Below are 13,127 nucleotides of genomic sequence, written 5' to 3' on the forward strand. Positions count from 1 at the left end.
CTAGCCCAGCCGCTTTTCTCTCTGTGCCCTCTGTGTTCTCTGTGGTAGAAAATTCCTATTCTGAAATTCTTCTATCCGCTATTTATGAGCTCTATGGTAGAATCAACTGTTATCCCAAAATGGCATGTTTTGAACCGTGCCCTTTTTTAATACGCTTATGAACATTATTCTTTGGGTGTAGTACTAGGTATATTGATATCCACGTTGTTAACTGATGTTACGCGCTAGTCTTGCTTTAGTGACGTAGCGAAAGGGATGAGATGTAAGTATTCCGACGAACCAAGCTCAGAAGAGCTGGGCGAGGAGAAATATGTAGCAGATCGCCCTTGTAGCACGCCAATAAAGTGAGAGTAGCGCGTAAGGTCAGTTGTGAAACTTAATGTTCGTGAATGCAGTTACGCAGGCATGACCCCATTATTGCCTATGATAGTATTACAAAAAACTCATACCCTGCCGGCAACCAATGGATCACGCCATGAATGATAATCCTGTAGAAAAAAATCTTGGCGAACAGCCAATTGCTGGCATCATCGCCGAGCATAAGCTCGCTGCGGGTGATCTGGTATCTGCGTCCACAGAAAACATCACGTTCAAGATGGTCTCTCGCGCCTGCAAGGGGCGCCGTCTGACGCCTCATGTACAGCAGAAAATTTGCAATGCTCTCAACGCCGCCAGTGGCAAGACCTTCGCTATTAGAGATCTGTTCAGCTACTGAGACAGAGCCGGTAAGATGATCGAAGTTTGATAGCCAATATCGTCGGTGCATTGTGCCTAATGCAAGGACCTTCCCTTTTTCATGTCATGACAGCGCATTCTATTTCTGGCCTGGTTCAAAGTGGGATAACAGATGATAGAGTTTGCGAAGGTGAAGCTTCCTAAAAAGTTCGGGGTTCGGAATAAGAATAGGATTTTTCACCACAGAGACACGGAGAACACAGAGAGAGAGCTGGGGCGGGCTATGGGCATATTCAATGTTCAGTTATCAGTTATCAGTTATCACACTATTCACTGGTCACTGAAAAACGGGGGTCTGGGGGAGTAGCCCCCAGCCAGATTGTTTTCTTTCTCTGTGTCCTCCGTGCCTCTGTGGTAGAAAGTCCTATTCCGAAATTCTTCTATCCGCTATTTATGCGCTCTATGGTAGAATCAACTGTTATCCCAAAATGGCATGTTTTGAACCGTGCCATATTTCTGCGAAATAACGGCGTCGAGATTGGGAAGAAAGATTACATCAGTAAAATACAGATTAAAAAATAAAGGTAACTATGGAACGTAAACTCACATGGACAGAAAATGGCCAAACTGAGACCCGAGATTGGGTCACGGGGTCTGATTTCTCAATGCCTAAAAAAATATTACTGGCGGATGATCGCCTTAAAGCAGACGATTTTTATCGGAAAGCCAGCGAGGGTGCTGCATTTATTTATAGAGGCGACTTTCAAAATGCCAAACAACTCTTGCAGGCCGTACAGCGTCGAATTGATAAATCAATACACAAAAAATCCAACGCAAGCTCGCTGTCGCTAAGCGAACTCTTTCATCGGCATCGACAATCACAGGCGCATCGTGCGCGGATACTTTCACGGCTGCTCATTTGTGTTGAAGCTGATTACAAACTTAATTTAAGTCGTGCTCCTGATGCTCGGCAGGCCATCAGCGAAGCCTTAGAGCCCGCAGATGCTGGTGTATCGCCTGGCGCCTTTGTTGTGAGTCTGCGCGAGCTTCTAGGATACATTGGCGCTCATGAGTGGCGAAAAAAAGGCGTGTTTATCGCCGCCCTCGACGACAAAATTCATCCGCATTACGGAATTTTCTCTCCCGTCCGTGGCGAGTATCTCGATCTTATTAATAAAGCCCCACTCCCCGCTCGCCTCACTTGTGCTTTTGATATCGGCACCGGCACCGGCGTCATCGCCGCCATTTTGGCAAAGCGTGGAGTCAAAAAAATCATCGCAACCGATTTGGACCCACGCGCATTGGCTTGTGCACGCAAGAACATCTCTCGCTTGGGCTATACAAAACAAGTTGAAGTTATCAATACGGATCTTTTTCCGCTAGGGACTGCTGAGCTTATTGTTTGTAATCCTCCGTGGGTGCCAGCACGCCCCACCTCAAGAATTGAACACGCCGTGTACGACGAAAATAGCCTAATGCTAAAAGGGTTTTTAAACGGCGTTCGCGAGCATTTAGCCGATAATGGTGAGGTCTGGCTGATTCTTTCTGATTTAGCCGAACACCTGGGCTTACGTGAACCGCTTGAGGTGGAGTCCCTCATCACACAAGCAGGGTTGAAAATCATTGAGTGTCTTGAAACTCGACCGGAACATGCCAAGGCCAGTGACGAAGACGATCCGCTTCACCTTGCGCGGTCAAAAGAAATTACTAAGCTATATCGTTTAAACCCATATGCATCAACCTAAGCGCTAATATTCTTTATTTCAGTATTTTTAGCTTGCCATCACTGGCGTTTTGCTCTACAGGATTTTACCATGGAGACACGGAGTTACACAGAGAGCACCCACTGCGCAGAGCGCGCAGCGGACGCCATTGTCGTTGATTGTAAGGGTGTCAGGCGTGCAATGGTGCAATCTTTTGATATACAAGATTGCAACATTGCACGCCTGACACCGCTAGTAAAGGATTATTAATTATGGATATTTCATCAACAGCAAGAGAACCTTCACAAACACAACCAGAACTACCAGAAACTGTTTTTGTTGATCCTGGTGGTGATCTTGGTGCTAGTGCTAGCACTGCGACTATTAATGCTCGTGTTGCTGCTAGTTCTGATGCTCTTGATGCTAGTGTTGATGCTCTTGTTGCTAGCACTGCGGCTTTTAAGGTTAGTCTAGTCAGTCTTGATGCTTTTGGTGATCCTTGTGGTGATCTTGGTGCTAGAACTGCGGCTGTTAATGCTCGTATTACTGCTAGTGCTGATGCTCTTGATGCTAATGTTGATGCTGTTGCTGCTTGTTTTTATGCTCTTGATAAAGCTGGTTGTGATCTTAGTGCTAGCATTACGACTTTTAAGTCTAATTTCCGTGATTTTAAGGATAGTATTGCTGATTTTAATACTGCTTGTGTTGGGGTCAGGTCTGGCCTTAGACAGTAAAAAAAAGGCAACAACGCAAGTCTGGAGATGTCACGATAATAAAAATTGCTTTATAAAAGATTTTTTTCTATGTTGAAAAACATACTAGAAAAAATTGCAACTAAGTGGGGTTTGTCATGTTCAATAAATTAAAAAGCTTTGTAATATCTAATAAATTGAAATTTTTCGCCGTGTTCAATAAGTTGAAACATTTTGTCATGTCCGATGAATTGAAAAGTTTTGTCATGGCTCACAAATTAAAATCTATTGGTGTCGGCTTAGCGGCGTGTTTTATAGTACTTATCATTTTCATGCAGCTCTTTCTCGGTCAGATTGTCAAAATAAGCGTCGAAGCCGCAGCGCCACATTTCACAAAAACTTCTGTTTCTTTGGGAAGCGTCAGGCTTTCCCCTCTTTCTGGGAAAGGTACTATCAAGAATTTCGTTGTGGGGAACCCCGAGGCATTCAAAACCGAATACGCTTTCTCTTGCGATGAGATTACTTTTAACATCAAGCTTTCCTCTCTGTTTTCCAACGAAATCGTCATCCAAGAGATAGCTATCATTGCCCCTCAGATAACGTATGAGCAGGGGCTGACTTCTGGCAGCAACATAAGCACTTTAATAAACAATATATCTTCAGGAAGCGAGAAAGAAGAAAATGAGGAGCCGCAACAAAAAAGTGAGGGTTCTTCTAAAAAAGTTGTAATAGATCATTTTATCCTTGCCGAGGGCAAAGTACACCTCAGCGCCGTCTTCCTCCAGGGGAAAGCTCTTACGACTCCCCTGCCAACGATCGAGATGAATGATATCGGCAAAGATTCTGATGGTGCCTCTATTACAATGGCTATCCAGGAAGTCGTTGCTGCTATCGCAGAAAGCCTTCAAGAAGCTGTCGTGTCTGCAAACCCTCTCTTTAAAGATGGCGCCGAAACATTAGGGAATTCAGCCAAAGCTTTACAAGGAGCAATAAAAGATGCTGGAGGTTCTTTGCTAGAAGGAGGGAAGGGTTTTTTCGACAGCATCTTCCAAGGCGATGATGAAGATGAATAATAACAAGAATGTCTAGGATCACGCTTGCCAGCGAAATAAAAAGGGGGTAGGCTTTGGCCCAGAAGAAGAAGAGGGTGACATGGGTCTGCTTATGCAGGCTGTGGAGGCAGGAATGATTGAAGAAATTTCCGAGGATATCAAAAAGGCATAAATCATCGATAAGGTGTTTTATTGTGATGGTGTCAGGCATGACTCCATCACCGCACCTTCACGCCCGCTTTTTTGTTACGTTCAATTATCGCTACTTGTCTTTTGAATCTTTTGGGATATATCGCTTCGTATTGTGTACCCTTTAAAACAACGGGATCAAAAGGAATTTTTCGCATAACGATGAGGAGTAATAAGATCGTGATAGGAAAAAGATATGCATCGCGCCTTCCTCTGCGCTTCCGGACGTATTGCAAACCTCTCAGCTCAGTTTTTATGTTCCTGAAAAAGTCCTCCGGAAGAGTCTCATAAAATTCTCTTGCCATATTGTTTTCTTTAATTCTTATATTACGAATTTTCCATGACGTTATCGGCGATATTATCCATCTTCTTTTACGCAAAGGTTTGCTTATCGAAAAATACGATATAAATTTCCTCACCATCGCCGTAGCAAGATCACGGCGCTGATCCCTGGAAGGTCGCTGGGACCCTTTTTCCATACCCAACCAGATCTCAAGCATCGCTACAAGCTCTTTTATATCCGCCCCTCCTTCGCAAGAACAAAATTCTTTAACCTTTTCAAAAGACGTCTTTTCTACAACGGGTAGTGGTGGCTTGGACCTTGGAGATGTTTGTACTGCGACGGACGACTTAAGTACTGTTGTTTTGCTGTCGGCAGGGGCATCAGAGACCGCCCGCGAAAAGGATTCGATTTCTCGACGCGATCTTTCCGATGTCGCCAACTTCCACTTCCTTACAATATAATCGCGGAAGCCGTCCAATTCTTTCTCGTTGAAAAATTCGCGTTCTTTAAAGGGGGCGGGCAATGCCTCTATAGCTTCTTCGGCAGACTGCTCAGCGGTGCTGACGTACCCTCTGATGATTTTTCCATATAACAGCCTTTTATTTTCTCTAACTTTTTTTATGATGTCGGCTCGGCGGAGCATTTCATGGAATGTAACGACGTCGTCGTATTTTTCAAAGGCCCGTACTTCTTTCATCTTATTTATCGCTTTAGCATGCAAACGAGACGCCTTTTTTCCAAACAACTCGCTTTTACGCGCTATAGATATTATTTCTTTTGCCGACGTCGCTTGTTGCAGACGAGCTCTTAGGATAGCAACGACAGGCGGAGAATATGTCTCGAAGGCTTTATCGTCGAGATGCTTCGCCAGAGCTACCGCTTGTTTTTTTCTGCCAACTTTAATCATGGCGGCACTTATAGCAACGATCGCCTTGCTTGACGGCATGTCAGGAAGCCTTTTTTCTAGGATCTCGTAAGCTTTTATTATGATATTTTTATTGCCCATCCGAACACATGTTAATATGACCTGTTCCCACAAAGCTTTTTCTTCCAGAAACCCAAAGTCGTCGGCTGCCGTGACAAAAGCTTCTATGACGTCGAAGCGTTTTTTTTTGTATAACTTTTTCAACAAATTAATGACGGCGTCGTGTGGTGTCTCTGCCTGTATTTTCAAAATTTTTCCGAGCGTCTCTGCTATATTGCTGAATAAATACGCACTATCGAGACTCTCGTCTTGTGCCAGCAGCTCCGTCATTATTTTTATGCAATTTTTTATTTTTTTGTTTATGTCGCCGGCGTCTTCTAACAGATGATTTCGCATGATATCCGACAGCTCTTGGACATTATATTTTCTTTGCAGGCCCTCTGCCAGACGCTTCGGGTTATATTTTCTGCACGAAGGCTTGGCGAGGCGCCTCAAAATACGCGGAAGCCCTACAACCGCCGGGTTTCTGATCATGACAGTCCCCTCATGGTAATGACGTGTTGCGAGAACTTCGTCATCGTCGAGACAGTAGTAATTATCCCCCCAAAGGTCCACTTGAAACGATGCTGCCGTACAATCGACTTCATTGGCGGGGGCATTTCTTGCGAAGCGCAGCTCGAGATCTCCGACGCCGATAAGCATCCAGTCTTTCGCTGCATCCTTGTCCGAACGCATATAATTGCTAAGATATTCTTCTTGCAGGATTATTTTTATTCTATCCTCATCGAAACCTTTTGGGAATTTATTTTTGTCGACACATGCGTATAAGCTATCGATAAAACATTCTTTGATGGTATCGAAAGAACAAGATTGTCGTCCGTCGTCTTTTTTGATATAGTATGCTATATCGATATCGGAGATATCTTTCGGATTCGTCTTTTCAAAAATCGCCGCCGTCGCTCCGGAGCCGCATATCCTGGCATCATAATTACATTTATGTCGTGATAGGTTGTTCTTTAAAACCTGCAAGAAAACACCTACAGTGATGTCTTCCGATATAAGAGATTCTTTAGGGAGCTCGATCTTGTCGAACTCTAGAAGGCGACGCTTTTCTTCAGAAATCTTTGTGCTTAGCGTCGTCGACAGTTTACGGTTAAGCTCTTGAAGCCTCCGATTCTTTTGTACTTTAGACAAAGCGTGGCGGTTTATTGTGTATGGCACTGGTGAGACAGCACGCTGTTTTATCTTTCTTCCGGCTAGGGGCCTTGGTTGTGGCGCCGGTTTCTGCAATACCTCTCGTGCCTTTGCGTCGGCTTTAGCGGAAGCCTCGCAGCTAACAGGGCGTGGAGCTACATCGACGGATGACGTCATCGTCACCGCGCCGCTGTCAACGTAAGGCACTGTGTTGCAACTCCCGCCAATTTTCATATGTTTTTTAACCTAAGTGTTTAATAAGTAAAGAATTATATACTAAAATCTCATTATTGTAAAGGTTCCTGTTGCGGATATGGTAAATTTTTTCTTTGATCTGCGATTGGCACAATTTCCGTGAACTTTTGTCAAAGGCGTAGTATAATATTTACAACGATATTACGTAGGAGGTTGTGTTATGCGGTATGAAGAAAAGGATGGTGACAGTAGTGTGACGTTACGGTCGTTGCGCAGGTCTGATGCCAAAGACGTGTATGACAATATCAATGACAAAGACATTGTACTTTGGACGAGCAATATCCCTTATCCCTATCCCAAAGATGGCGCTGAAAAGTGGATAGCCAAAGCGCATCGCGAGATGAAAAGCGAGAAATCATATGCTTTCGCCATTGCCTTTGACGACAAATTGATAGGCGTTATTTCATTAATGAATGTAGACAAAAAAAATCAAAAAGCCGAAATAGGCTACTGGCTCGGCAAAAAATTCTGGGGACGAGGGTTTATGACGGAAGCCGTTGCCAAGGTGCTAGAGTTCGGATTTCAGACGCTGAAATTACATAGAATCGACGCCTCGCTATATAGCGGCAACATTGCATCGCAGAAGGTGTTAATGAAAAGCGGCTTTGTCTTAGAGGGCACACTACGCGAGTCAAAAAAAATCGATAACAAATACCACGACGAGCTGTGGTTTGGCATATTAAACCCGTGATTGCGACCTATCTTTCCTTTAGCGCCATAGAGTTAGGTAAGATGGCTCAGTGCACGACAAGCGGATAGTTGTAACTATTCGCGAGGAGTAAAATAAGCCAGATTGCCTGACACTATGGATGCTATAGGAAACAAGGTCTTTTTTCTTTTTTAAGAGCTCAAGAAAGAAGCTTTAATTGTCTGAAGACAAGCATCTTAAGTCTTTTTGTTCCTTATTGTTTTTATTTCCGTTTATTATCCCCGTCTTGCTTCACCATATCTCTTTTTGCAGCAGCACATCTACTTTGCTTCTATCCTCGCGAATGTTTTAACATTCGCTCGTCTTTCGTCTTCGTATCTGTACCACTGCAAAAATTCTATGGTAAAGGATAGGTCGCAATCACGGGTTAAAACATGAGGTATAGGTCGCTGGTGGATCACTCCTGATGCCGCCATTATCAGTGACCAGTGTTTAATTACTGATGTTACGCGCTACCGATTTTTTTACCACATAGCCACAGAGCACACAGAGAGCACCCACTGCGCAGAGCGCGCGCAGCGGACGCACAGCTGTCGCCATTGTCGTTGATTGTACTTCCTTTCTTTGTTTTTCCTATAGTAAACGTAAAGATACAATCTTACTATTACGACAACGTCGAGAGGGGGCACTGCCGTGTCCGGGTGATGCACGAAGCCTTTTCTACTGAGTATCAATGCCTTACTTTAGCTTAGGTTGATGCATATGGGGGTCCGGCCCCTTTATATTATTCCAATAGCCAAACATTTTTAAAATCAGAATAATGTTCATTTATCCAATTTTTCACAAGAGTTTCAAACATCTGAACCTCATGTAGAATCTCATCCGCTTCACTCTTAGAAATTTCACCACTACTCGTATACTCACTCATATTTCGTTTCATTCGACATGCTTCAAAATAATTGCTGTAATCTTCCAAATCAGAACCAACAAGTTCAGGTAATATTGCAAAAGTATTCTTGTGATGACCGGACATAGGACCAGTCCTATAACCGGAAATTCGCAGTATAACCGTTGCCAAAGTCAAAGCAGCTTCATAAGCCGTTGTAAATCGACGATCTGTTGACAAACCTTTAAGACTTGCATCACCAATATCTCTTTTCACCATCTTAAACATTTTCATAATTTCATCAGCCGATGTCTGATGATTTTTTAATATTCCTTTATCCAATAAAGTTTTTAAATCCATTTTGCCCTCCTATAAGCCAAATTTTCGGCTTTTTAATTACTTCCACAAAGAAATTCTCTTTTTTGGCAACTCTTTCCTTAAACTCTTTATCTCGAAATATCATAACATTCATTTCTCTTTTTATTTTTTTTGAGAATGGAACAATTACGTTTGACAGCTCCCGCATGGCAAGCTCTCCAATGATAAATAAATCGATGTCACTGCCTACATTTTCTTTGTGTGAAGCCACAGAACCATAAATGAATGCAAAATTAATCTTCTTTTCAAAGGCTTGTAAAGCCTCTTTCAAATAATCCCCAACAAGAATAGTTTTTAAGAAAATGCTCTTAAGGTCTTCAAAGGCAGGATGCATGCGATCTGCCTTATAATAAATCATATGCCCTTTGCGCTCTGAAGTGATCAAGCCTGCCTCTTCTAAACGTTTGAGGTTGCGTTGCACCTGCATCAAAGCTTTCCCGCTACGCTTAACAATAATTGACTGATAAAACTCTTCTTCCGGATTCATAAAAAAAAGACCAAGAATCTCTGCCAGTGCAGCACTTGAAAAAAGCTTAAGAAAATTCGACATAATATAATCCCCTCTAAATATTCACAACACTTTGTTGTTTTAATACAACACTATATTGTAACATTGACATGTTTTTGTCTAGCTAAAATCTAAAAAAATGATTACAAATTAAGAGGTGTTCTCCCCATATGCATCAACCTAAGCTAATAATGAGGTCAAATTGGGGTCAGGCTTGTTCTTCTCGTATAACCCATGATTGCCACCTAATCCTGTCTACCACGGCATTTTAGTGATTTAGATGTTGATTTTACATATCGAAGCGCAGCTCTTTAGAGCTGGGCGAGGCATGTAAATAAGCAGATGAATTGCTAAAGTATTGTGGTTGGCGAGATTAGGTGGTAATCATGGGTATAATCCTATTGACCGAATCTGGCTTTTGAAGAACAAAATACGAATGAATAAAGGATAGGCTTTCTTTCTGCGAAGGGAATGCCAACAAAGCTTTTGCCTCTTCAAATGTCGCCCATATAAATTTGTCGTGTTCGTTCTCGGAAAGGACAACTGGATTATTGCTATCTACGTAGCCGCAGAAATTCGCACTGAATGCTATGCTGTCTTTGTGTTGCTCATAAAACATCGTTACATCGACATTATAAAGTTCCAAGCATTCTATCCCTGTCTCTTCTTGTATCTCACGAAACGTCGCGTCTTTGACATTTTCGTCATCCTCTACTTTTCCTGTCACCGTCTGCCATATACCAGGAAGATAGTCCTTCGGAGATCTCCTTATAAGAAGATATAGTGGTTCTTCTTTCGTGCTAGTATCCACAAGGTATGCTGCTATAAACTTCGGCTTCATCTTCTTCCTCTTTATATTTAGTTGTTTGGCAAAATTAACCATACCAAAAATCATTGTAAAAATTTACTTTTTAATTTAATCGCTTACAGATCGCAATCGCGGGTTAAAATCTCAAGCCTAAGCTAAAAGAATTTCCTATGACATTAGAATTCGACAACGAACATTCTGCTATTATCGAGAAGCCGTTTATGGAATGCAAGGCGAATATACGTGCTTCGCTATAGGTGCCATGCGAACAATATTTTTTCAGAGCAGAAACGCCGGTTTTTATTGTTGTGCTAGGATAAAAAAGTAGGTCTATTGAAGGGTTTATATAAACGTTCCCCTCTCGAGCGGTATTCTGTATGCCCATCCCTGCCAAACAGCACAGTCCAATCTTGTCAGAACCATATCCCATCCCTATTGCCAGACTAAAGTTCCCTGCTGCCCTGTTAGAGAGATTTTGTCGGTTTATGCCAAGGTTTGCAGACCAAACCGCTGGAGAAGACAGTCTGCCTCTATTACATACCGCTTTAGTCCTTACCAGGTCAAGCTGCTGAAGGTACAATTCTCTATAATCTCTAAGCTTTACCTTGATATCAAAAAAAGCAATGTCGGACTCTTGTATTTTGTCATGTTGTAGCTCATATATATCTCTACCGATAAGTTGATATCCTAATACAAGCCCTTCATAATTTTTGTCTTTGTATGCTCCTAAACCAAATGTATGCTTATTATTTCCCGTCGAAGGTGGCAGTGTCGGGGGGCTATAAAAAGTATGTGGAAACTGTAAACTTATCGTCTCGTCATAATTTTTCGATACATTACCAAAACGTCGGAACTGATATTCTGCTTCTATATTAAGGACCTCTTTAACTTTATCGGGGAGGTCGTCACTTAATTTCAGGTCTTCTCTTTCTACTGCTGTATATATAGCTTTTTCTTGCGTCGACATCTCTTCAAATAAACTCTGCGCACGTTTTAGCGTTGCCTGGAAGACAAATTGTTCAGAGATATTCTTTTGGTATTCGCCTAGAATATCCATAGGCACAACGGGAAAATAATAGTTACGGCTGTTCGCTGCGGGTCCGTATGCAACCTTTAAAAGCGCATCTATTTGGTACGCACAATTTTCGGTAAGGAAGTAGTATCTATACTTAGCTTTGCGCAATTCATAAAGGTGATATATCAAAAAGGTTATTCTTTCGCTATCGAGGTCAAGCTTGTAAAAATGCAGGTCTCGCTGTCCTTCTAGATTATAAGTGTTCTTTATTATAAAAAAGGGCGTCCTGAAAAAATAGCTATCGTAATTTCCTGCCAGGCCATTGAAAGAGTATTTGAAAAAATTATCACCAGCGATTTCGGTTTCCGCAGCGAAGTGAATGGTGTCTGCCGCCAGCATCGGGCTGTCATCGCCAGAAAAAACGAGGAGCATATGACCAAAGGAAGAGGCAGGAGTATCGATCTGTTCCGAGGCGAAGACAAGATATAAAGAGTCTTTATGGAACGCTTCGACGTAATCATTAAGTTCAGCAAAACGCTCAAGGTCAAATGTCGGTACTGAGTATCCTTGCTCCTGCAGCCAAAGATATCTCGCGGGATAGTTGGCAGCGATTGTTTCTCCGTCTTTAGAATTTAAAAGGTCAACGGTTGCGTATAGCTCAGATGCCGGGTCTTCTGCGCCATTCTCATGAAGAAAAAAGCTGTCTGAGGTGATCCTACTTTCGTCATCGGAAAAATGTAGAAGGTTTTCCCACTCTTCTATGTTCTGAATATCTTGTTCCCCACAGAGAGGACGCGATAACAACAGCAGCCCTATGAAAAACAGAAAAGAAAGCTTAACAACATTTTTAATCATTTTAAACCCGATATGCGACCTATTACATAAAAAAAAGTACAACCTGCCTAATGCAAGTTGTACTTTTATCTTGTAACATACTTTTTAATTTAAGATAAGTCCTTTGTCCTCTTTAGGAACTCTATAGGATCTTTCGACTTTGACAACCACTCTAGAACTTTGTCTTCATTAACTTTAGAGGCGCCATACTCAGCATTGAGCAAATAAAGCAAAGTTCTCATCTCTTCGCTGTTTTTGTCCTGCTTGACCTTATAGTATTCTCTAACGATGAAAGACGTTAAGTCCTGTTGGCTATCGCTGTCAGTCTTACCATAATTAAAAGTTCACTTTTTGCTTTCTTTTTCTAGGTTGAAGAAAAGCTTGTTTGGCTCATATTCGAAAGCAGCACCGGTAATTAAGTCTGTAGTACTGTAATCCCAGAAAAAATCTAGAAGAGTAACTGGATCAAAATTCTTATTTAATGGTAAAGTTTGAGTGGCATAACCATCTTTCTTAACCATAATGGAGCTATATTTGTTTTTCTTCAAATTAACGGCAAAAGGTGTCTTACCAAATAGCAGGCCATCAATATAAACTTCTGCTCCATCAATATTACTCTCAAATGTTATTGTCTGGTCCGTTCCCTTAATGATCGAAGCAAAACTTGTTGTCATAACAACTACTGCTAACACTGCACAAACAGCTGAAAGCTTTTTAATAAACTTTTTCATATTATAATTCCTTGTTAAATGTTTTATTATATCTCTTTTACTAATTTTAAAAATTAATTTACATCTATTATACTATAATTAATACTTAAAAGCAACTTAATTACAATAGCTATAAATGCTAAATAGCAGCTCCAGCCTCGAGACGTAAATGGTTAACAATGAATATATTATACACGATATCGCCTATTATTGTAAAGTCTTATTTTGGCACGGTTCAAAACATGCCATTTTGGGGTAACAATTGATTCTACCATAGAGATTATAAATAACGGATAGAAGAATTTCATAATAAGATTTTCTACCACAGAGGCACAGAGAACACAGAGAAAGAAAACAATCTGGCTGGGGGA

General features: G+C 41.7%; 11 protein-coding genes. 5 read left to right on the forward strand and 6 right to left on the reverse strand.

Features of this window, described 5'->3' with window-relative positions; all coding sequences use genetic code 11:
* Positions 1 to 475: 475 nt before the first annotated feature.
* The 4 genes from HN980_06935 (at position 476) to HN980_06950 (ending at position 4,143) form a co-directional block, all read left to right on the forward strand.
* The gene (locus tag HN980_06935) at positions 476 to 715 is read left to right on the forward strand and encodes a hypothetical protein (protein ID MBT6929206.1); all 240 of its coding nucleotides are present in this window, start codon (positions 476 to 478) and stop codon (positions 713 to 715) included.
* Positions 716 to 1,265: 550 nt separating this feature from the next.
* The gene (locus HN980_06940; GenBank protein ID MBT6929207.1) at positions 1,266 to 2,420 is read left to right on the forward strand and encodes a class I SAM-dependent methyltransferase; all 1,155 of its coding nucleotides are present in this window, start codon (positions 1,266 to 1,268) and stop codon (positions 2,418 to 2,420) included.
* A gap of 230 nt (positions 2,421 to 2,650) precedes the next feature.
* Positions 2,651 to 3,112, forward strand: coding sequence for a hypothetical protein (locus tag HN980_06945; protein MBT6929208.1), 462 nt, complete (start codon positions 2,651 to 2,653; stop codon positions 3,110 to 3,112).
* A gap of 224 nt (positions 3,113 to 3,336) precedes the next feature.
* A complete protein-coding gene (locus HN980_06950; GenBank protein ID MBT6929209.1) occupies positions 3,337 to 4,143 on the forward strand; it encodes a hypothetical protein in 807 nt (268 codons plus the stop codon).
* 197 nt (positions 4,144 to 4,340) lie between these two features.
* On the opposite strand, the gene HN980_06955 is transcribed toward HN980_06950, so the two are convergent.
* The gene (locus HN980_06955) at positions 4,341 to 6,947 is read right to left on the reverse strand and encodes a hypothetical protein (protein ID MBT6929210.1); all 2,607 of its coding nucleotides are present in this window, start codon (positions 6,945 to 6,947) and stop codon (positions 4,341 to 4,343) included.
* Positions 6,948 to 7,128: 181 nt separating this feature from the next.
* Between HN980_06955 and HN980_06960 the strand changes: the two genes are divergently transcribed.
* Positions 7,129 to 7,659 (forward strand): GNAT family N-acetyltransferase, encoded by a 531-nt coding sequence (locus HN980_06960; protein MBT6929211.1) that lies wholly within the window; start codon positions 7,129 to 7,131, stop codon positions 7,657 to 7,659.
* Positions 7,660 to 8,401: 742 nt separating this feature from the next.
* Here HN980_06960 and HN980_06965 read toward each other — a convergent pair.
* The 5 genes from HN980_06965 to HN980_06985 form a co-directional block, all read right to left on the reverse strand.
* A complete protein-coding gene (locus tag HN980_06965; protein ID MBT6929212.1) occupies positions 8,402 to 8,863 on the reverse strand; it encodes a hypothetical protein in 462 nt (153 codons plus the stop codon).
* Entirely contained in the window at positions 8,838 to 9,431 is a 594-nt protein-coding gene (locus HN980_06970) for a hypothetical protein (GenBank protein MBT6929213.1), read from the reverse strand. Before HN980_06970 ends, HN980_06965 begins: the two co-directional genes overlap by 26 nt.
* A 331-nt stretch (positions 9,432 to 9,762) precedes the next feature.
* On the reverse strand, positions 9,763 to 10,230 hold the full coding sequence (locus tag HN980_06975; protein MBT6929214.1) for an NUDIX domain-containing protein: 468 nt from the start codon (positions 10,228 to 10,230) through the stop codon (positions 9,763 to 9,765).
* Between the two features lie 103 nt (positions 10,231 to 10,333).
* Positions 10,334 to 12,067 (reverse strand): DUF4105 domain-containing protein, encoded by a 1,734-nt coding sequence (locus HN980_06980; GenBank protein MBT6929215.1) that lies wholly within the window; start codon positions 12,065 to 12,067, stop codon positions 10,334 to 10,336.
* 323 nt (positions 12,068 to 12,390) lie between these two features.
* Positions 12,391 to 12,777, reverse strand: coding sequence for a PEGA domain-containing protein (locus tag HN980_06985; protein MBT6929216.1), 387 nt, complete (start codon positions 12,775 to 12,777; stop codon positions 12,391 to 12,393).
* Positions 12,778 to 13,127 lie beyond the last annotated feature (350 nt).

It is taken from the genome of Waddliaceae bacterium (assembly GCA_018694295.1).
GTDB lineage: Bacteria > Chlamydiota > Chlamydiia > Chlamydiales > JABHNK01 > JABHNK01.